The organism is Pseudomonas sp. LBUM1641 (genome assembly GCF_059716235.1).
Genome location: NZ_CP166815.1, coordinates 4,584,299 through 4,603,619, shown reverse-complemented (window position 1 = coordinate 4,603,619; position 19,321 = coordinate 4,584,299). Strand labels below are relative to the sequence as shown.

The 19,321-nt window shown below is 61.0% G+C and carries 18 protein-coding genes; 12 read left to right on the top strand and 6 right to left on the bottom strand.

Annotation, left to right across the window (positions count from 1 at the left end):
* Window positions 1-9 precede the first annotated feature (9 nt).
* Window positions 10-1,254 carry a methionine gamma-lyase gene (locus ACA046_RS21310; RefSeq protein WP_459022214.1) on the bottom strand — a complete coding sequence of 415 codons (1,245 nt, stop codon included), beginning with the start codon at window positions 1,252-1,254 and terminating at the stop codon, window positions 10-12.
* A 124-nt stretch (window positions 1,255-1,378) separates the two neighbouring features.
* Here ACA046_RS21310 and ACA046_RS21305 point away from each other — a divergent pair, with 124 nt between their 5' ends.
* Complete coding sequence (locus ACA046_RS21305; protein WP_076016699.1) at window positions 1,379-1,849, top strand: Lrp/AsnC family transcriptional regulator; 471 nt, start codon at window positions 1,379-1,381, stop codon at window positions 1,847-1,849.
* Window positions 1,850-1,944: 95 nt separating this feature from the next.
* On the opposite strand, the gene ACA046_RS21300 is transcribed toward ACA046_RS21305, so the two are convergent.
* Window positions 1,945-3,195, bottom strand: coding sequence for an IS256 family transposase (locus ACA046_RS21300; RefSeq protein ID WP_497674398.1), 1,251 nt, complete (start codon window positions 3,193-3,195; stop codon window positions 1,945-1,947).
* Between the two features lie 971 nt (window positions 3,196-4,166).
* Between ACA046_RS21300 and fmdA the strand changes: the two genes are divergently transcribed.
* Genes fmdA through ACA046_RS21270 form a run of 6 tightly spaced genes read left to right on the top strand, consistent with a single transcriptional unit; the run spans window position 4,167 to window position 9,757 of the window.
* A complete protein-coding gene (gene fmdA, locus ACA046_RS21295; RefSeq protein WP_459022212.1) occupies window positions 4,167-5,396 on the top strand; it encodes a formamidase in 1,230 nt (409 codons plus the stop codon).
* A 2-nt stretch (window positions 5,397-5,398) separates the two neighbouring features.
* Window positions 5,399-5,746, top strand: a complete 348-nt coding sequence (locus tag ACA046_RS21290; protein WP_459022210.1) for an FmdB family zinc ribbon protein — start codon at window positions 5,399-5,401, stop codon at window positions 5,744-5,746.
* Between the two features lie 15 nt (window positions 5,747-5,761).
* Complete coding sequence (locus ACA046_RS21285; protein WP_497674904.1) at window positions 5,762-6,805, top strand: aliphatic amidase; 1,044 nt, start codon at window positions 5,762-5,764, stop codon at window positions 6,803-6,805.
* A 3-nt stretch (window positions 6,806-6,808) separates the two neighbouring features.
* Complete coding sequence (locus ACA046_RS21280; RefSeq protein ID WP_497674903.1) at window positions 6,809-7,765, top strand: AAA family ATPase; 957 nt, start codon at window positions 6,809-6,811, stop codon at window positions 7,763-7,765.
* A 50-nt stretch (window positions 7,766-7,815) separates the two neighbouring features.
* Window positions 7,816-8,379: a DUF2239 family protein gene (locus tag ACA046_RS21275; protein ID WP_459022204.1), complete on the top strand. Its 564-nt coding sequence runs from the start codon at window positions 7,816-7,818 to the stop codon at window positions 8,377-8,379.
* A 22-nt stretch (window positions 8,380-8,401) separates the two neighbouring features.
* Window positions 8,402-9,757: an MATE family efflux transporter gene (locus ACA046_RS21270; protein WP_497674902.1), complete on the top strand. Its 1,356-nt coding sequence runs from the start codon at window positions 8,402-8,404 to the stop codon at window positions 9,755-9,757.
* A gap of 124 nt (window positions 9,758-9,881) precedes the next feature.
* Here the strand turns inward: ACA046_RS21270 and ACA046_RS21265 are convergent, their stop codons facing one another.
* The 3 genes from ACA046_RS21265 to ACA046_RS21255 all read right to left on the bottom strand — a co-directional run bounded on the left by ACA046_RS21265 (window position 9,882) and on the right by ACA046_RS21255 (window position 12,333).
* Window positions 9,882-10,343, bottom strand: a complete 462-nt coding sequence (locus ACA046_RS21265; protein WP_459022202.1) for a DUF4440 domain-containing protein — start codon at window positions 10,341-10,343, stop codon at window positions 9,882-9,884.
* A gap of 72 nt (window positions 10,344-10,415) precedes the next feature.
* The gene (locus ACA046_RS21260; protein ID WP_459022200.1) at window positions 10,416-11,387 is read right to left on the bottom strand and encodes a GlxA family transcriptional regulator; all 972 of its coding nucleotides are present in this window, start codon (window positions 11,385-11,387) and stop codon (window positions 10,416-10,418) included.
* Between the two features lie 166 nt (window positions 11,388-11,553).
* Window positions 11,554-12,333 (bottom strand): AraC family transcriptional regulator, encoded by a 780-nt coding sequence (locus ACA046_RS21255; RefSeq protein ID WP_497674901.1) that lies wholly within the window; start codon window positions 12,331-12,333, stop codon window positions 11,554-11,556.
* A 116-nt stretch (window positions 12,334-12,449) separates the two neighbouring features.
* Here ACA046_RS21255 and ACA046_RS21250 point away from each other — a divergent pair, with 116 nt between their 5' ends.
* Window positions 12,450-13,334 carry an EamA family transporter gene (locus ACA046_RS21250; protein WP_459022196.1) on the top strand — a complete coding sequence of 295 codons (885 nt, stop codon included), beginning with the start codon at window positions 12,450-12,452 and terminating at the stop codon, window positions 13,332-13,334.
* Here ACA046_RS21250 and ACA046_RS21245 read toward each other — a convergent pair.
* On the bottom strand, window positions 13,312-13,869 hold the full coding sequence (locus ACA046_RS21245) for a GNAT family N-acetyltransferase (protein WP_459022194.1): 558 nt from the start codon (window positions 13,867-13,869) through the stop codon (window positions 13,312-13,314). The two genes, ACA046_RS21250 and ACA046_RS21245, sit on opposite strands and share 23 nt — an antisense overlap.
* A 147-nt stretch (window positions 13,870-14,016) precedes the next feature.
* Here ACA046_RS21245 and ACA046_RS21240 point away from each other — a divergent pair, with 147 nt between their 5' ends.
* The 4 genes from ACA046_RS21240 (at window position 14,017) to ACA046_RS21225 (ending at window position 19,274) form a co-directional block, all read left to right on the top strand.
* Entirely contained in the window at window positions 14,017-14,517 is a 501-nt protein-coding gene (locus ACA046_RS21240; RefSeq protein ID WP_318304346.1) for a sigma-70 family RNA polymerase sigma factor, read from the top strand.
* Between the two features lie 32 nt (window positions 14,518-14,549).
* Entirely contained in the window at window positions 14,550-15,524 is a 975-nt protein-coding gene (locus ACA046_RS21235; RefSeq protein ID WP_497677123.1) for a FecR family protein, read from the top strand.
* Window positions 15,525-15,620: 96 nt separating this feature from the next.
* The gene (locus ACA046_RS21230; protein WP_497674900.1) at window positions 15,621-18,026 is read left to right on the top strand and encodes a TonB-dependent siderophore receptor; all 2,406 of its coding nucleotides are present in this window, start codon (window positions 15,621-15,623) and stop codon (window positions 18,024-18,026) included.
* 717 nt (window positions 18,027-18,743) lie between these two features.
* Window positions 18,744-19,274, top strand: a complete 531-nt coding sequence (locus ACA046_RS21225; protein WP_459022188.1) for a hypothetical protein — start codon at window positions 18,744-18,746, stop codon at window positions 19,272-19,274.
* Window positions 19,275-19,321: the final 47 nt, after the last annotated feature.

Sequence of the window (19,321 nt, the reverse complement as noted above, 5' to 3'; positions counted from 1 at the left end):
GAATTTACCTCAAGCGTGATGAACGTTTTGCTGCACAACCCTGGATTTCGGTTTCAGGGCGCAGGCGTGCAGTGCCTGCTCAACGTCCGCCAACAGATCGGCGACATCCTCAAGGCCCGCCGACAGCCGCACCAGCCCCTCGGAAATCCCGTGGTGGGCGCGTTGTTCCGGGGTGTAGGTGGAGTGGGTCATGCTGGCCGGGTGCTGGGCCAGTGACTCGGCGTCCCCCAGGCTCACCGCCCGGGTGAACAGCTTGAGGGCGTTCATGAATTGCCGGCCCATCTCGATGCCGCCCTTGAGTTCAAACGCGATCATGCCGCCGGACTGCTTCATCTGCCGGGCGGCCAATTCGTATTGGGGGAAGGAGCGCAAGCCGGGGTAAGTCACCCATTCCACCAAGGGGTGGGCCTGCAAGGCTTCGGCGATGGCCAGGGCGTTGCTGCAATGGCGGTCCATGCGCAGGGCCAGGGTCTTGAGGCCGCGCATCAGCAGGGCGGCATCTTGAGGCGACATCACCGCGCCGGTCAGGTCCTTGAGCCCTTGCAGGCGAATGCGCTGGGCCAGGGCCTGGCTGCTGACGGCGATGCCGGCGGTGATATCGCCGTGGCCGCTGAGGTATTTCGTCGCCGAGTGCACCACCACGTCAGCACCCATTTCCAGCGGGCGTTGCAGGTAGGGCGTGCAGTAGGTGTTGTCCACCACCACGGTGATGCCGGGTTGCTGGTGGGCGATTTCGGCGACGGCGGCGATGTCCACCAGTTGCAGGTTGGGGTTGGCCGGGGTTTCGAAATAGATCATGCGCGTGGCCGGGTTGATGGCCTCGCGCAGGGCGGCCAGGTCGGTGAGGTCGACGTGGCGCACCTTGATGCCGAATTCGCCGATGCCGTGATGCAGCAGGGCGAAGGTGCAGCCGTAGAGGGTCTGGCTGACGATGATTTCGTCACCGGGGCGCAGCAGGGTCCAGAACGTCGCGGCAATTGCGCCCATGCCGGAGCTGAAGGCTACGGCGGCTTCGCCGTTTTCCAGGGTGGCCATGCGCGCTTCCAGCAGGGCCAGGGTGGGGTTGGAGATGCGGGTGTAGAAGTGCCCGTTCTCTTCACCGGCAAAGCAGGCGGCACCGTATTCGGCGGTGGGGAAGGCGAAGGTGGCCGATAGATAGATGGGTGGCACGAGGGCGCCGTGGTGGTCCTGGGGATCGTAGCCGTGGTGGATGGCACGGGTGGAAAAGCCGAACGTATTGTGTTTATTTTTCATGGCCGGACGCTCCTTATTTCCTACAATGCTATGCTTATAATCGCGGCTGAACGTTCCATAGTTTGCTGGGAAAAGCCGGTAGATTGGGATGAAAAACAATAAAAACGACGTTTTGAGGCAAGGTATGCCCATGAATCTGGATCGGACTGACAAGGCGCTTTTAAACGCCTTGCAGGGCAATGCGCGGTTGACGGTGGCGGAGTTGGCGGAGCGGGTGTCGCTGACCACTTCGCCGTGTTGGCGGCGGGTGAAGAACCTTGAGGACAGCGGGGTGATCGGGGGGTATCAGGCGATCTTGTCGCCCAAGGCGCTGGGGTATGGGGTGACGGCGTTTGTCAGCATCATGATGGACACGCACTCCCGCGAAGTTGCCCGGGCGTTTGAGCAAAGGCTGCTGGAGATTCCCGAGATTGTGGCGTGTCATAACGTTTCGGGGAGGTATGATTTTTTGTTGGAAGTGGTGGCGAAGGATCTGGAGTCGTTTGGGGAGTTTGCGCGGGAGGTGTTGCAGAGTTTGCCGTGTGTTAAGGAGATTTATTCGAGTTTTTCTTATAAGTCGGTGCGGCCGTTGCGGGTGATTCCGCTTCCTGAGTGATTGACGGTGTGCATATCCGTTATTTAGGTAACGGGGGACTGTCAGTTTTTTTGTGTGCGGGCCGGTAACGGCCTGCCGTCAGGCAGGCCGTGCTTTTACCAGGTTGGCCTGATAAATCGATCTCCGTACAGAATCGCAAATTGATTCATCGCACTTTTCCAGTCATGGGCCGCCGAGCCCCAGTTTGCAGTGATATTTCGCAGCCCGAGCCAGATCAGTTTGGTTGCCGCATCGTCGGTCGGGAAGTGGCCGCGAGTCTTGATGATCTTTCGTAGCTGAGCGTTGATGCTCTCGATGGCGTTGGTGGTGTAGATCACTTTTCGGATTGCTGGCGGGAAGACGAAAAATGGAATGACTCGATCCCAGGCCCTTCGCCAAGCAGCCACTACCGTCGGGTATTGCTTGCCCCAGGGCCCGGTTTCAAACGCGTCCAGCGCCTGTTCAGCCGCTTCGGCGGTGACCGCCTGGTAGATCGGCTTGAGCGCCTTGGCCAGTTCGCGACGCTTATCCCACGCTGCGTAATCAAGGCTGTTACGGATCAGATGAACAATGCAGGTTTGCAGTGTCGTCGCTGGAAAGACAGCGCCAAGGGCTTCTGGCATGCCTTTGAGTCCATCTGTCACGGCGATCAGTACATCTTCAATACCGCGTGTTTTGAGGTCGTTGAACACCTTCATCCAGAACTTGGCGCCCTCGGTATTTTCGATCCAAATGCCGAGAATATCCCGTGTGCCGTCAGGCAGAACACCCAGTGCCAAGTAGATCGCCTTATTACGCACCAGTCCTTCTTCGCGGATTTTGACCCGCAGGGCATCGAAGAAAATAACCGGATACATCGGCTCCAAGGGCCTCTGTTGCCATGCGCCGATCTCAGCCATGACCTCGTCGGTCACCGAGCTGATGAAATCAGGCGAAACGTCCGTACCGTACTGCTCGGAGAGAAACGCGCGGATCTCTCTGACCGTCATGCCGCGGGCGTACATAGCGATGATCTTGTCATCGAAACCGGTGTAACGGCGTTCGTGCTTGGGGATCAGAATGGGCGAAAAACTGCCGTCCCGGTCACGCGGAATATCCAGCCGGAGCGGCCCATCGCCCGTGAGAACCGTCTTGCCGCTTTTGCCATTACGCTGGTTGGTTTCATCCTCTGGGCGCTGCGCGCCCGGCGGATAGCCCAGGTGATGGCCGAGCTCGGCATTCAAGGCTCGCTCGATCAGAGCCTTCTTGAAAGCCGCTGAGGCGTCTTCGATGGCCTCGGCGGTCATCATGCCGTCAGCGAACTGCTCGAGCAGCTCTTTCGGGATTTTTGGTAGTTCACGCAGCGGTGGTTTCTTTTTGGTTGGCATACATGCACCTCTTGCTCATGGTATGCCCGAACACAAAATTTCTGACACCCCCGGTAACGGCCGCGTATGGTTCCGCTCTTACAGCGGGTCACTTTTGGCAAACGCCCCAAAAGTAACCAAAAGGTCTTTGCCCCACCACTCGGTGCCTCGCCTGGGCTCGGCATGCCCGCACTCCGGCCCGATTCCGCGGGCCGCCGCGACGGGCCATCCATGGCCCGGCGCGGCTAAATCGGCTTCCCTGCCGATTTACCCGCTCCACCGTGCCTGCTTGCGGCCATCGTGGTTAACGGGGCCCGCAGATCAAGATCACAAGCAGATCAAAAGCAAGTGCACAGCGGCCTACAGGCCGGCTTGAGTGTTAGAAGCAGAGGCAAGATCCAGAGCGAAAGCAGGGCTGCTTTTCTGTGGGAGCGGGCTTGCTCGCGAAAAACCTGAGAACGCCGCGTTGAACCAGAATGCCCACGTCATCGTTAACGACCTTCGCGAGCAAGCCCGCTCCCACATTTGGACCGTGCCCGCTTTAGCTTCTGATTTTGCTGTTGCTGTTGCTTCACTACACTCAAGCCGGCCGGTAGGCCGCTGTGCTGTTGATCTGCTTTTGATTTTGATCTTAGGCGCCCCGTTAAACCACGCTGGCCGAACGCAGGCAGTACGGAGCGGGTAAACCGGCAGGACGCCGGTTTAGCCGCGACGGGGCAGGGACGCCCCGTCGCGGCGGCCCGCTTCGTGCTGCCGGAGCTGAGGGCACACCGAGCATTAGCGAGGTGCCGAGTGGTGGGGCAAGAGCGTTTTGCTTACTTTTGCGCTGTTCAAAAGTGAGCCGCTGTAAGAGCGGAACCATACGCGGCCGTTACCTAAATAACGGATATGCCCCCAACCCCAAAGACGCATACGTCATCCAACGTATTCCCCGCCCAACCCCATCCCCGCGAGACTGCTCCCACAGCCAAGCCACCTCCGGGAGCACCTCGATGACCGACACCCTGATCAAAGTCGACCTCAACCAACCCGTCACCGAAAACGAGCAAATCCACAACCGTTGGCACCCGGATATCCCGATGGCCTGCTGGGTCAAACCCGGCGATGATTTCATCCTCGAAACCTACGACTGGACCGCCGGCGCTATCAAGAACAACGACGACGCCAGCGACGTGCGCGACGTCGACCTCTCCACCGTGCACTACCTCTCCGGCCCGGTGGGCGTACACGGCGCCGAACCCGGTGACCTGCTGGTGGTCGACCTGCTCGACATCGGCGCCAAAGCCGACTCCCAGTGGGGTTTCAACGGCTTCTTCTCCCGCCAGAACGGCGGCGGCTTCCTCACCGATCACTTCCCCAGCGCGCAAAAAGCCATCTGGGACTTCAAGGGCATGTTCACCAGCTCCCGGCATATCCCTGGCGTGAACTTCGCCGGCCTGATCCACCCCGGCCTGATCGGCTGCCTGCCCGACCCGGTGATGCTCGCCGACTGGAACCGCCGCGAGCAGGAACTGATCGACACCAACCCGACCCGCGTACCACCCCTGGCCAACGCCCCGCTGGCCGCCACCGCACACATGGGCAAACTCAAGGGCTCGGCCCGTGACGACGCCGCCGCCACCGGTGCCCGCACGGTGCCGCCCCGTGAGCATGGCGGCAACTGCGATATCAAAGATTTGTCCCGCGGTTCGAAGATCTATTTCCCGGTCTACGTCAACGGCGCCGGCCTGTCGGTGGGGGACTTGCACTTCAGCCAGGGCGACGGCGAAATCACCTTTTGCGGCGCCATCGAAATGGCCGGCTGGGTGCACATGAAGGTCGAGCTGATCAAAGGCGGCATGGCCAAGTACGGGATCAAGAACCCGGTGTTCAAGCCAAGCCCGATCACCCCGAATTACAAGAACTACCTGATCTTCGAAGGCATCTCTGTCGACGAACAGGGCCAGCAGCACTACCTCGACGTCAATGTCGCCTACCGTCAGGCCTGCCTGAATGCGATCAACTACCTGACCAAGTTCGGCTACTCGCCGGCCCAGGGTTATGCGTTGCTCGGCTCGGCGCCGGTGCAGGGGCATATCAGCGGCGTGGTGGACATTCCCAACGCCTGCGCGACGTTGTGGCTGCCGACTGAAATCTTCGAGTTCGACATCAACCCCAACGCCAACGGCCCCACCAAGTTCCTCGACGGCAGCATCGACCTGCCCATCGCACCGGACCTGTAGCCATGCCGACCTACGAATATGCCTGTGAGTCCTGCGGCACCTTCACGATGTTGCGGCCGATGGCCCAGCGTCACGAGCCCAGCCAGTGCCCGTACTGCGACAGCCCGGGCGGGCCGTTGCAGTTGTCGGCACCGGCGCTGACCAGCTTGTCGGCCAACCAGCGCAAGGCAATCGCCGGCAATGAACGCAGCGCCCACGCGCCGCAAACCGTCGGTGAGTATCAGGAGGCGCGCAAGCACCCGGCGGGCTGCAGTTGCTGTGGCAGCAGTAAACCGGTGGTGCCGAGCAAGGCCAACCCGCTGGGGCTCAAGACCAAGACCGGGCCACGGCCCTGGATGATCAGTCACTGACCGAGGAGATTTGCAATGCGCCATGGCGATATTTCCAGCAGCCCGGACACGGTCGGCGTTGCTGTTGTGAACTACAAGATGCCGCGCCTGCACAGCAAGGCCGAGGTCATCGATAACGCGAAGAAGATTGCCGAGATCATCGTCGGCATGAAGCAGGGTTTGCCCGGCATGGACCTGGTGGTGTTCCCCGAATACAGCACCATGGGCATCATGTACGACCACGACGAGATGATGGCCACCGCCGCGAGCATTCCCGGCGAGGAGACGGCGATTTTCTCGGCGGCCTGTCGCCAGGCCAATACCTGGGGCGTGTTTTCCCTGACCGGTGAGCGCCATGAAGAACATCCGCACAAGGCGCCGTACAACACGCTGGTGTTGATCAATAACCTGGGGGAGATCGTCCAGCGTTATCGCAAGTGCATCCCGTGGTGCCCGATCGAGGGTTGGTACCCGGGCGACCGCACCTACGTGTGCGATGGGCCCAAGGGTATGAAGATCAGCCTGATCATCTGCGACGACGGCAACTATCCGGAGATCTGGCGCGACTGTGCAATGAAAGGCGCCGAGCTGATCGTGCGTTGCCAGGGCTATATGTACCCGGCCAAGGAGCAGCAGGTGCAGATGTCCAAGAGCATGGCCTGGGCAAACAACTGCTACGTGGCGGTGGCAAATGCGGCGGGGTTCGACGGGGTGTATTCGTACTTCGGGCACTCGGCGATCATTGGTTTCGATGGCCGTACCCTGGGGGAGTGCGGCGAGGAAGAAATGGGCATTCAGTACGCCCAGTTGTCGGTGTCACAGATCCGCGATGCGCGGGCGAATGATCAGTCGCAGAACCATCTGTTCAAGCTGCTGCACCGTGGCTACACCGGCATGCACGCCTCGGGCAACGGGGACAAGGGCGTGGCGGATTGCCCGTTCGAGTTCTATCGCACCTGGGTGCTGGACGCGCAAAAGGCCCAGGAAAATGTCGAGGCATTTACCCGCAGCACCGTGGGTGTCGCTGAATGCCCGGTGGGGCAGTTGCCCCATGGCGGTAAAGAAAAAACGGCGGGTTGAGGCATGCGGTTTACCTTTGAACCGGCCCAGGTCATGGCCTTGCTGCGCAGCCGTATCGTCGGCCAGGACGCGGCCCTGGCCCAGGTGGAAGGGCTGCTCAAGGTGGTCAAGGCCGACATCGGCGAGCGTGAGCGGCCGTTGAGCGTCAACCTGTTCATGGGGCCTACCGGGGTCGGCAAGACGGAAATCGTCCGTCTGCTGGCCCTGGCCTTGCACGGCCGCGCCGACGGTTTCTGCCGTATCGACATGCACACCCTGGCCCAGGAGCATTACGCCGCCGCCCTGACCGGAGCACCACCAGGCTATGTCGGCAGCAAGGAGGGCATCAGCCTGTTCAACAGGGAGCTGATCCAGGGGAGCTACAGTCGCCCCGGCATCGTGCTGTTCGACGAGCTGGAAAAGGCCAGCCAGGAAGTGGTGCGCAGCCTGTTGGGCATCCTCGAAAACGGCCAGCTGACGTTGACGGGCGGGGCTCGCACGCTGGACTTTCGCAACAGCCTGATCTTCATGACCAGCAATATCGGCGCGCAACAGGCGCGCCGCCATCGACAGCGTTTTGCTCCGTTGCGCTGGTTGGGGCGCGGGGAGGCGGCGGTACTGGAGGACGCCTTGCACAGCCATTTCGAGCCGGAATTTCTCAATCGCATCGACCGTATCCTAATGTTCGAGCCCATCGACCATCAGTGGCTTGAAGCGCTGCTTGAGGTGGAACTCGGCAAACTCAATCAACGCCTAGCGGCACAGCAGCGGTCGCTGGTGCTGGATGAGTCGGCACGGGCCTGGCTATGCCGCGACCATGACGTACGGTTTGGTGCCCGCGCCTTGGGCCGCCGATTGCGAGTAGAGCTTGAGCCGGCGATTGCCGAGTGCCTGTTGCGTGATCCGGGTGTGGGCTCCATGGGTGCGACTGCCATCAGTAATCGTTTGGTGGTTTCGCAACGAGCGGCTTGCAACAAATAAAATTCAGGCTAATATGACCCGGGTAAAACAATATATTCCGGGTAAAAGTCATGAGCGCATCACACTGCACCGCCTTTCTTGGCCACCAACGCGTGGCCGCCGGCTCTTATGCCGACGTCGCCAAAAACTTGAAAAGTCTCGACCTGTCGACCGGCAGTTTGTTGGTGTTTGATGACGCCAGCGGTGTTCAAGTCGACTATCCCTGGCCAGCCGGTTATGCACCCCAGCAGTCGACAGTCGCGGTGACGGAGGCCGAAGTGCCAGTGTCACCTACCGTAGGCCGCCCGAAGCTGGGCGTGGTCGCACGTGAAGTGACCCTGCTGCCACGGCATTGGGAATGGCTGGGGCAACAACGCGGCGGCGCCTCGGCGGCCTTGCGCCGGCTGGTGGATGAAGCGCGCAACGCCCATGCCGAGCACGATGAGCGACGTCAGGCCAAGGAATCCAGCTATCGTTTCATGAGCGCCCTGGGCGGTGACCTGCCGGGTTTTGAAGAAGCCTCGCGGGCGTTGTTTGCCCAGGACGGCGCTGACTTTTCCAACAAGATTGCGCACTGGCCGGTGGATGTGAAGTTGTACCTGGCCTGGTTAACACGCAACGCTTTCCCTGCCTAATTGCATTGAGATCCGAACCTTCATGGAAGTCACCCAGCAACGCCCGTTGTGGCAGATCTACCTGATCTTTCTGGCACCCATGGTGCTGTCCAATTTCCTCCAGAGCTTTTCCGGCACGCTGAACGGGATCTATGTCGGGCAGATGCTCGGTACCCAGGCGTTGGCGGCGGTGTCGGGGATGTTCCCCATCGTGTTTTTCTTTATCGCCCTGGTGATCGGCCTGGGGGCGGGCGCTTCGGTGCTGATCGGCCAGGCATGGGGCGCGCAGGAAACCTCGATGGTCAAGTCGATCACCGGCGCCACCCTGACCCTTGGCGCCCTGATCGGGGTGATCGCGGCGGTGCTGGGCAGCGTGTTTGCGGGCCCGGCGATGCAGGCGCTGGGCACACCGGTAGATGTGCTGGATGACGCGGTGGGTTATGCGCAGATGATGATGCTGATCATGCCGCTGCTGCTGGTGTTCATCCTGTTCACCCAACTGTTGCGGGGCGTGAGTGACACGGTATCGCCGTTGCTGGCGCTGGTGGTGTCGACCACCGTGGGTCTGTTGCTGACTCCGGCACTGATCAAGGGCTGGCTGGGTTTGCCGCCAATGGGCATTCAGAGCGCGGTGGTGGCAGGGCTGGTGGGTAACGCCTTGGCCATGACGTTTCTGGTGTTGCGGCTGCGGCATAAAAAACACGTGATGGCGCCGGACCGTGAGTTGATGGCGGCGCTGCGGCTGGACCGGGTGATCCTGGGTAAGGTGCTGCGCATCGGCTTGCCGACGGGGTTGCAGATGGTGGTGTTGTCGCTGTCGGAGTTGGTGATTCTGGCGCTGGTCAACAGCCATGGTTCCCAGGCGACGGCGGCGTATGGGGCGGTGACGCAGATCGTCAACTATGTGCAGTTTCCGGCGTTGTCGATTGCGATCACGGCGTCGATTTTGGGGGCGCAGGCGATCGGGGCGGGGCGGCTGGAGCGGATTGGGCCGATCCTGCGTACGGGGATTTTGATCAACCTGTGCCTGACGGGTGGGTTGATTGTGTTGGGGTATGGGTTGTCGCACTGGTTGTTGGGGTTGTTCATTACCGATGTGGATGCGCGGGTCAAGGCTGAGCATCTGTTGCATATCATGCTCTGGAGCATTTTGGTGTTTGGGTTCCAGGCGGTGGTGGGCGGGATCATGCGGGCCAGCGGGGTGGTGCTGGTGCCGGTGGGGATTTCGATCGTTTGCGTGTTGGGGGTGGAGTTGCCGGTGGCTTATCTGCTGAATGCGCGGTTTGGGCTGGAAGGGGTTTGGATGGCGTTTCCGGTGACGTATCTGGCGATGTTGGGGTTGCAGACGGCGTATTACCGGTTGGTTTGGCGGCATAAGCAGATCAAGCGGTTGGTGTGAGTGTGTGGGGGCGAGCGGGTACCTATTCGTCATATAGGTACCGGCCACCCAGAACTATCAGATTGATGACGCAACGCTAAGACGCGTAAGCGTTTGCGCCAAGGTCTCGTTTTCGGGCAGCGGCTTATTTGAAGTTGGTATCGGCGATCGGCATGATGCTCGCTACACGCCAGCCATCCTTGCCCATGACCAGCGTCTGGCTGATCAGGAAGGTGCTGTCGGTAGGTGTTTCACCGGCGTGGCTACGGGTGAAGGTGATCGGTACCATCAGTTGCGCAACGTTATCGGCCACCAGCACCACGCTGAAGTGGCTCATGTCGGGCTTTAGTTGCCAGGCGCCCTGGTAGTACACCTTGAGCTTGCTGACCACCGCATCCGGCCCCCAGTTTGCGCCACCCCGGGCGTACCAGAGCATTTTTGGCGAGTCCCAGAGCATTGCCTTGATCTGGGTGAGGTCGTGGGCGTTTTGAGCGGCGACAAACCGGGTGAAGAAGGCGCGAGCGTCATCCTCTTTGGTGGCGGCGAAGCTTGTGGTGGCGCTAAGCAGGCTGAGCAAGGCGCCGAAGGCCAGGGCATATGGTTTCATGATGTTCCTCGGGAATCGGGTTGAGTGACCTGAGGTTTAGCCTAGGCTCGGGCAGGGCGAAGCAAAGGCCATTTAACCCTCGTTTCTGGACATTCCCGATACCGTCGTTTCCGACCGGCTTCTTGCCGTGCGCCGCATCACCTGCGGCGGTTTGCCGAACTCGCGGATAAATGCCCTGCGCATGCGTTCGCTGTCGCCAAAGCCGGTCTGGCGGGCAATGCCTTCGATAGGATGACGGCCGTCCTGGATCAGCACCAAGGCTGTTTCGATCCGCAGCTTTTCAATGGCTTTGGCTGGGGATACGCCGGTCTGTGCTCGAAACGCCCGGCTGAATTGGCGCAGGCTTAAATGGGCAGCTTCGGCCAGTTCGTCGAGGCTCAGGCTGCGATGCAGGTTGTTGCGCGCATAGGCCATGACAGTCTGGATACGGTCAGACTTCTGTTCCATGTCCAGCAGTGCTGAGGACTGTGGCTGCCCCCCGGCACGGCGGCTTTGCAGGATGAAGGTTTTCGATACCGCCCGCGCTACCGTCGCGCCAAGATCGGCTTCGACCATCGCCAAGGCTTGGTCGATGCCGGCGGTCATGCCGGCGCTTGTCCAGAGCGAACCGTCGACGATAAACAAACGCTCCTCTTCCAGTCGCACCTTGGGGTAGCGTTTGCGGAATTCTGCGGCGAAAAACCAGTGGGTGGTCGCTCGCATACCGTCAAGCAAACCGGCTTGGGCCAGGAAGAAGGTTCCGGAGCAGGTGGCAGCCAGGCGCCGGCTATTTCTGGCGGCCTGACGCAGGTAATCCAGCAGGCCGGGGGTGAATTCGCGGTCATTGCCGCCACCGATGATCACCGTGTCGAATGCGGTCTTGCCGAAGGCTTCAGTCTGCACCACCACGCCGAGTGAACTGCGTACCGGCCCGCCGTGCTCCGAGATCAGGCGTACGTCGTAATGGGTTTTACCCAAGGCATTGTTGGCACTCTCGAAAACTGACAGTGCAGAGAAACTCATGACGCCGAAACCGGAAAAGGTGATGAAACCAATGCGTTGCATAGGGCGCTCCAAAACCGTCTGATCCGTCAATCAAGGTGACAGACAGATTACCTGAAGCGGGCTTTTTCCCGTAGTACCGCGTCGGTAAAGTCATTGACGCCGTTATTGCAGCAACGGCTATATACCCCGGCCCAACCCATCCACAAATCTCCCCCACCGGTCTCAATCACCGCCGCAACTCGTTGCTGAAATAACGACTCGGCACCTCACCCAACACACGCTTGAACACCGTCGCAAACGCACTGGGGCTGCTATACCCCAAATCCAGCGCCACCCTGGTCACCGGTTCCCCATTGCCCAGCCGCACAATCCCCGCCAGCAGGCAGGCTTGCTGGCGCCACTGCAAGTAACTGATACCCGTGGCCTGACGAAACTGCCGAGTAAACGTCCGGCGGCTCATCCCCGCGCCGAGCGCCATGGCATCAATGCTGATCTCCAACGAAGGCCCAGCCAGGAACTCTTCGCAAGCCTTCGCCAACCGCGGCTCGGCGGGCAACGGCGCACAAAGCGGCAACCGCGGCATCTGGGCAATCTCGTGCAGCAGCAAGCCCATCAAATAGCTATCGCGACCCCCCATCGCGTAACGCGCTGGCACCTCCACGGCCTTCTCCAACAACTGCCCGAGCAGCGGCGACACATCCAGCACTTGGCACGTTTGCGGCAACTCCAGCCGCCGCGCCGCCTGCGGGCGAATGTAGGTGTTAAGCATCGTCACCGGCCCGCGCATCTGCATGGAATGGGACACATGCGGCGGCACCCAGATAGCACGGTGCGGCGGCACAACCCAATTACCGGTGGCGGTATACACGGTGATCACACCGCGGCTGGCGTAGGCAAACTGCCCGCGCGGGTGGGCATGGTCGGGGAATAGCTCGCCGTCGGCATAGTCGATGGCGGTCACGACCACGTCACGTGGGGTGTTTTCGTAGGGATGAATATCGGGCATGGCCTGATTCTAGCCTTTGTTGACCCACAATCGCAGGCGGGCCAACGCGGATTGCGAAAAAATCTGCCGGATGCACGGCCTCTTGTCGTGCCAACCCGCAAATGGACCCCGTCACCATGAAGCACAAACACCTGTTACTGGCCGTCCTGGTGACGGCCGTGTGGGGATTCAACTTCCCCATCACCAAGCTGGGTCTGGCCGAGATCAACCCGCTGTTGCTCACGGCCCTGCGTTTCACCCTGGCCGCGTTGCCCTGGGTGTTTCTGGTGAAACGCCCCCAGGTGGCGGTGAAGTGGCTGGCGGCCTATGGCTTGATCTTCGGCGTGGCGATGTGGGCCTTGATCAACCTTGGGATCGCCATGGGCGTGCCGCCCGGCAGCGCGTCGTTGCTGATCCAGTTCAGCGCATTTTTCACCATGGGCTGGGGCGTGCTGCTGTTTCGTGAAAGCCTGTCCGTGCCGCAATTGATCAGCGTGGCGCTGGCGGCCATGGGCCTGGTGGGCATGCTGTTGAGTGTGCAGGGCACGGCCACGATGCTGGGGTTTGCCCTGGTGCTGTTCAGCGCGTTGGCCTGGAGCATCGGCAATATCATCATCAAGGTCTCCGGGGTACGGGAGATCTTTGCCTTCGTGGTCTGGGCCAGCCTGTTTGCACCGTTGCCGCTGGTGCTGTTGACGTGGCTGCTGGATGGCTCGCAAGCCTTTATCGCGTTGCCTGCTCAGTTGAACGGCATGGCGTTGTGCTCGCTGGCGTTCCAGGTGTATGGCGCTACGCACTTCTGTTACTGGGGCTGGAACCTGTTGTTGCGCGAATACCCGGTTTCCCGGGTGGCGCCCCTGTCACTGCTGATCCCGGTGTTTGGCATCGTCAGCTCAATGCTGATTCTGGGTGAGCGCCCCGGGGTTTCCCAGTGGCAGGCCATGGGGTTGATTCTGTTGGCCTTGATCGTGGGAATGAAGAAGGGGCGCTCGCTGTGGGTCAGGCAGGGCGGTCACGCTTGAGCAGGCCATACAGCGCGCTGTCCGAGATCTCATCGCCGACCACCCAACGTTCGCGCAGCAGGCCTTCGCGCACAAAGCCCAGGCGCTCAAGCAGCTTTGCGGAGCCCAAGTTGCGTGGGTCGATATCGGCTTCAAGGCGGCGCAGTCCGGCAGTGTTGAAGCCGTGGTCGATCACGGCGTGGGCGGCTTCGCTCATGTAGCCCTTGCCCCAATGCTGACGGTTCAGGGTAAAGCCGATTTCGGCCCGACGGCATTGCTCATCGACATTGAAAAGGTCGCAACTGCCGATCACCTCGCCGGTGGCCAGCAACTCCACCATGCACACCAGGTCTTCACCGGTAATCGAGGCTTCCATCAGTTGGCCGAAGCGCTCAACGGCCTGGTCGGCGTGGGTCATGGTAGGGAAGGAAAAGTAGCGCATGGCCTCGGGGTCGGACCAGATGGCAAACAGCGCGCGCCAATCGTCCTGATGGGGAGGGCGCAGGCCCAGGCGCTCGGTGGTGAGGAGAACGGGGGCGAAAAAGGGCAGGGTCATAAGGTGCTCGTCCGTGAAAGTCACGGGCGAATGCTGCCGGGATTGGGCGGGTTGTACAAGGGTCAAGGAAGGAGGGCGACGGGAAGCAATTGCTCCGCTTAATAGGAAGCATTACTATTCACGCCCCGCCTCCCCAGTGCTCCCTTGATGACTCCTCAGCCGCCCCGCAGAACAGGCTTTTTCGAGCACTACGAAGAGTTGATCGGGACCTGGACGCGCCGCCTGAGAAACCGTCAGCAGGCCGAGGACCTGGCCCACGACACCTTTGTACGGGTGCTTGAGGCCAAGCCTACCGCGGTTGAGCAACCTCGCGCCTATCTGCATCAAACGGCGCGCAATATCGCAGTTGACGCCTATCGTCGCGAAGACCGCCGGGAAGCGATGGCGTTGGAAGCCTTTGATCAGAGCTCGCCCAACAGCGGCGACCCGGAGCATTTCATGCACGCGATCCAACTGGCAGACTCCATCGAGCGGGCCTTGGCCGAGTTGCCGCTGAACTGTCGCAAGATTTTCATCTGGCAGAAAATCGAGGGCCTGACCCAGCAGGAAATCGCCGAACGCCTGGGCCTGTCTAAAAACATGGTGGAAAAGTATATGATCCGCACCCTGCGGCATCTACGCGACCGCCTGGACGCGATGGCACCATGACCAAGCCCCGCTTTGAAACAGGATCTTCCATGATGGATACCCGTGAGTGTGCCTGCGGCAGTGCGACGGCCCGCGATGAGGCGGCGCAATGGTTTGTGCGTGTGCAGGACAGCCAACTGAGCGTCGAAGAACGCGAACGGTTTGATGCCTGGCGTGCAGAGCATGCCGAACACCAGTACGAATTTGATGTGCTGCAAGGCTTGTGGAGCGCCACCGACCTGGTGCCCAAGGCACGCTTGCAGGCGTTGTGCGATTCCCCAGAACCGCGTGCGAAGCGCCGGCCAGTGCTGCGCTATGCGGTGGCGGCGAGTGTGCTGGCGGTGGCCCTGGGCCTTGGGTTGTTCAGTGGCCTGGATCATCCGGCGACGTATAATGCTGAGTTCAGCACCGCGCTGGGAGAGCGCCGGCAGGTGGCGCTGCCCGACGGTTCGCTGATGGATTTGAACAGCCGCAGTGTGGTGGCGGTGCACTACGTAAAAGGCCAGCGCGGCATTGAACTCAAGCAGGGCGAGGCGATGTTCAGTGTCGAGCACGACACCAGCCGGCCCTTTGTGGTGGCAGCCGGGGCAGGGCAGGTGACAGTCACCGGTACGCGTTTTGACGTGCGCCGTGATGACGACCAGACCCGTGTGGTGGTCGAGGCCGGTACGGTGAAGGTGCAAGGGCGCGCACCCGATGAGATCGTGATGCTTACCGCTGGCCGGGGCACCCATGTGGATGCCCGGGGCCAGGTGGCGGCTGCCTACGCCGTCAACCCCGAAGAGCTCACGGCCTGGCGCACCGGCAAACTGGTGTTCAACAACGCTACCCTCGGCGAAGTGGCCCGTGAAGTCTCGCGTTACCGCGAGCAACCATTGCGGGTCAGTACGCCTGCGGTGAGCAACCTGCGCTTGACCAGCGTGTTCAAATCCACCGACACCGATGCCTTGCTCAAGGCCTTGCCGCACATTCTTCCGGTGGCCGTGCGCACCTTGCCCGACGGTAGCCAGGAAATAGTTTCACGATAGATTCAGGTTTTTTCCGAGTTCTTCGTCTTCTTGTGCAACTGCAACTGGTTTGCATTAACAGCCGCACTCTCTTGCGATCACAGGACTCCGTTCGACGTGAAAAAACTCGCCATGAAAAACAATAAATCATCCCGCTGGGCACCGCTGGTGCTGGTGCTGGCCGTCAGTGCCGCAGTGCCTGCAGCCTATGCTGACGACGCCATTCATATCCAGGCCCAGTCCCTGGGGTCGGCGTTGAGCCAGTTGGGTCAGCAGACGTCGCTGCAAGTGTTCTTCAGCCCCGACATGGTGGCCGGCAAACAAGCCCCGGCCGTCGACGGCAACCTGTCGCCGGAACAAGCCCTGCGCCAATTGCTGCAAGGCAGCGGCCTGGATTATCAGATCGACGCCGGCTCCGTGACCCTGCGCCCGCTTGGCAAAGGCACCGGCGAAGCAGGTTCGCCGCTGGAGCTGGGTGCCACCGACATCAAGGTCGTGGGCGACTGGCTGGGCGATGCGAATGCCGAAGTGGTGCAGAACCACCCCGGCGCGCGCACCGTGGTCCGTCGTGAGGCCATGGTGGAGCAGGGCGCGATGAACGTCGGCGATGTGCTGCGGCGCATTCCCGGGGTGCAAGTGCAGGAAGCCAACGGTACCGGCGGCAGTGATATTTCCCTCAACGTCGGCGTGCGTGGCCTGACCTCGCGCCTGTCGCCACGCTCCACGGTATTGATCGATGGCGTACCGGCGGCGTTTGCCCCGTACGGTCAGCCGCAGTTGTCGATGGCACCGATTTCCTCCGGCAACCTCGACAGCATCGACGTGGTCCGCGGCGCGGGCTCCGTGCGTTATGGGCCACAAAACGTCGGCGGTGTGATCAACTTCGTCACCCGCGCCATTCCGGAAAAATTCTCCGGTGAGGTCGGCACCACCCTGGAAACGGCGGCCCACGGCGGCTGGAAGCACATCGAAAACGCCTTCATCGGCGGCACCGCTGACAACGGTATCGGCGCGGCGTTGCTGTATTCCGGGACCAAGGGTGATGGCTACCGCGATCGCAACAACTCCAACGACATCGACGACGTGATCTTCAAGACCCACTGGGCGCCGACCGACCAAGACGATTTCTCGCTGAATTTCCACTACTACGACGCCAGCGCCGACATGCCCGGCGGCCTGACCCAGAAGCAGTACGACGCCAACCCGTATCAGTCGGTGCGTGACTGGGACAACTTCAGCGGTCGGCGCAAGGATATGTCCTTCAAGTACATCCGGCAGATCGACGACCGTACCCAGGCTGAAGTGCTGACGTATTACTCCGACAGTTTCCGCGGCAGCAACATCGCCAACCGCGACCTGAAAACCCTGGGTTCCTACCCGCGCACCTACTACACCTTCGGCATCGAGCCGCGAGTGTCCCGCGTGTTTGACCTGGGGCCGAGTACCCAGGAAGTCAGCGTCGGTTACCGCTACCTCAAGGAAGGCATGCACGAGCAAGCCACCAGCCTGGCGCTGGTCAATAACGTGCCGACGCCGGTGGGCCAGAATGACGGCCACGTTTACCAGGACCGTACCGGTGGTACCGAGGCCAACTCGTTCTATATCGATAACAAGATTGATATCGGCAAATGGACCGTTACCCCGGGCATCCGCTTTGAGCAGATCCGTACCGAATGGCACGACCGTCCGGTAGTCGCCCTGAATGGCACCACGGTCCAGGAGAAGCGTCGCGAGATCCACAACAACGAACCGCTGCCGGCCCTGAGCGTGATGTACCACGTCTCCGATGCCTGGAAACTGTTCGCCAACTACGAAACGTCCTTCGGCAGCCTGCAGTACTTCCAGTTGGGTCAGGGCGGTAACGGAGACCAGACCGCGAACGGTCTGAACCCGGAAAAAGCCAAGACCTACGAGATCGGTACCCGCTACAACGACAACGTCTGGGGCGGCGAAGTGACGTTGTTCTACATCGACTTCTCGGACGAACTGCAATACGTCAGCAACGATGTGGGCTGGACCAACCTCGGCGCTACCAAGCACGAAGGTATCGAAGCGTCGGCCCATTACGACCTGTCGAACCTGGACCCACGCCTCGATGGCCTGACCGCCAACGCCGGCTTCACCTACACCAAGGCCACGTCCGAAGGCGACGTTGCCTTCAAGGGTCGCGACTTGCCGCTGTACTCCCGTGAAGTGGCTACCGTGGGGCTGCGTTACGACGTGAACCACTGGACCCATAACCTGGACGTCTACGCCCAGTCTGGTCAGCGTGCGCCGGGCACTGGCACCACCTATATCACCCAGCCGACCGCTGACGGCCAGTACGGGGATATTCCCGGTTACGTCTCGGTCAACGTGCGCAGCGGTTATGACTTCGGTGCGCGTCTGTCGAACCTGAAGCTGGGCGCCGGGGTTAAAAACCTGTTCAACCAGGAGCACTACACCCGCTCCAGCGACAACAACTCCGGGATCTACCTGGGCGAGCCGCGCACGTTCTTCGTGCAGGCCAGCGTCGGGTTTTGACCCGCAGTTGATTTAAGAGGTCGCAGCCTGCACCGGCATTGTCGGCACGGGCTGCGACCTTTCCTCGCTTTCTCAGGAACTGAATCCGACCGTTCGGCCACACAGGTTTGCCCACTTTTCATACAGTGCCTGGACGATCACTTCGTCGTGGTGCTCTGGAGGATGAGGCGCTCCCAGAAACCAGCCGAACAGGAGATGCCTATGTCGGTATCCGTGTCCAATCAGACCACCGCCTCAATCCATAACCACCCTGCGCCACCGTGCCCACCTTGCATCGTCAAGCCTCCAAAGCCGAACCCGGGGGCATGCCGGCCAGGCATCGGCAAGCCACCGATGCCGGATCCAGAACCGTGCCGACCCTGTATCGGTAAACCGCCAAAGCCGAACCCGGGGGCATGCCGGCCAGGCATCGGCAAGCCACCGATGCCGGATCCAGAACCGTGCCGACCAGGTATCGGTAGGCCGCCAAAGCCAGACCCAGAGGCATGCCGACCAGGTATCGGTAGGCCGCCAAAGCCAGACCCAGAGGCATGCCGGCCGGGCATCGGCAGGCCACCAAAGCCAGACCCGGAGGCATGCCGGCCAGGCATTGGCAAACCGCCAAAGCCGGATCCAGAACCGTGCCGACCCTGTACCGGTAAACCGCCGAAGCCGGATCCGGGGTATTGCGGGCCAGTTTATGGAAGGCCGGATCCGCATTATTCCAAGAATGACCAGTTGGCCGAACGACTTCTGAGCGGCTTCAATGCCTTCAGGGACCGGGGAACGCAACACATCACGCAGCAGGGCCTGGAAAACATGGCCGGCAGGCGGTTAACAGGCAACCCGGCGGTTGACCAGAATATCCTCTTGGCCAGGGATATCCTGCGACGTCCAGACCTGATGCTAGGCCTTGATCGTAGCGGCTCGACCGGCGAACTGGACGGTCGACTCACCAGGCAAGACATCGATGCGTTAGTTCGCTCAGACAACGCCTTGAAGTATCAAGACGACAAAGAGCTTGCCCAACTGATGCTTCAGAATTTCAACGCGTTGAAGGGAGGATTTTTCAGCAATTCGATAAAAACCAATGATCTGAATCGATTGGCTGCCATGCCGCTGACCGGTCGCCCGCAGGCGGACGCACTCATTCAACTGGCGAGGGAAGTCACTCAGCGTTCAAGCCTGTTGGAGGCCATGGACAAGGCGGGTAGCGGTTATGCCAACGGCAAAATCAACAAGCACGCGCTGCGTGAGTTGTCTCGCTAACCCTGTCATGACCTGATCACGCCGCGAGTCCTTCGTGGCGTGATGAC

Coding starts and splice junctions, on each gene's coding strand:
- ACA046_RS21235 (WP_497677123.1), top strand. CDS start 14,550: ATGGATACCCGTGAGTGTGCCTGCGGCAGTGCGACGGCCCGCGATGAG.
- ACA046_RS21270 (WP_497674902.1), top strand. CDS start 8,402: ATGGAAGTCACCCAGCAACGCCCGTTGTGGCAGATCTACCTGATCTTT.
- ACA046_RS21280 (WP_497674903.1), top strand. CDS start 6,809: ATGCGGTTTACCTTTGAACCGGCCCAGGTCATGGCCTTGCTGCGCAGC.
- ACA046_RS21245 (WP_459022194.1), bottom strand. CDS start 13,869: ATGACCCTGCCCTTTTTCGCCCCCGTTCTCCTCACCACCGAGCGCCTG.
- ACA046_RS21290 (WP_459022210.1), top strand. CDS start 5,399: ATGCCGACCTACGAATATGCCTGTGAGTCCTGCGGCACCTTCACGATG.
- ACA046_RS21260 (WP_459022200.1), bottom strand. CDS start 11,387: ATGCAACGCATTGGTTTCATCACCTTTTCCGGTTTCGGCGTCATGAGT.
- ACA046_RS21255 (WP_497674901.1), bottom strand. CDS start 12,333: ATGCCCGATATTCATCCCTACGAAAACACCCCACGTGACGTGGTCGTG.
- ACA046_RS21240 (WP_318304346.1), top strand. CDS start 14,017: ATGACTCCTCAGCCGCCCCGCAGAACAGGCTTTTTCGAGCACTACGAA.
- ACA046_RS21305 (WP_076016699.1), top strand. CDS start 1,379: ATGCCCATGAATCTGGATCGGACTGACAAGGCGCTTTTAAACGCCTTG.
- ACA046_RS21275 (WP_459022204.1), top strand. CDS start 7,816: ATGAGCGCATCACACTGCACCGCCTTTCTTGGCCACCAACGCGTGGCC.
- ACA046_RS21250 (WP_459022196.1), top strand. CDS start 12,450: ATGAAGCACAAACACCTGTTACTGGCCGTCCTGGTGACGGCCGTGTGG.
- ACA046_RS21285 (WP_497674904.1), top strand. CDS start 5,762: ATGCGCCATGGCGATATTTCCAGCAGCCCGGACACGGTCGGCGTTGCT.
- ACA046_RS21300 (WP_497674398.1), bottom strand. CDS start 3,195: ATGCCAACCAAAAAGAAACCACCGCTGCGTGAACTACCAAAAATCCCG.
- ACA046_RS21310 (WP_459022214.1), bottom strand. CDS start 1,254: ATGAAAAATAAACACAATACGTTCGGCTTTTCCACCCGTGCCATCCAC.
- ACA046_RS21265 (WP_459022202.1), bottom strand. CDS start 10,343: ATGAAACCATATGCCCTGGCCTTCGGCGCCTTGCTCAGCCTGCTTAGC.
- fmdA (WP_459022212.1), top strand. CDS start 4,167: ATGACCGACACCCTGATCAAAGTCGACCTCAACCAACCCGTCACCGAA.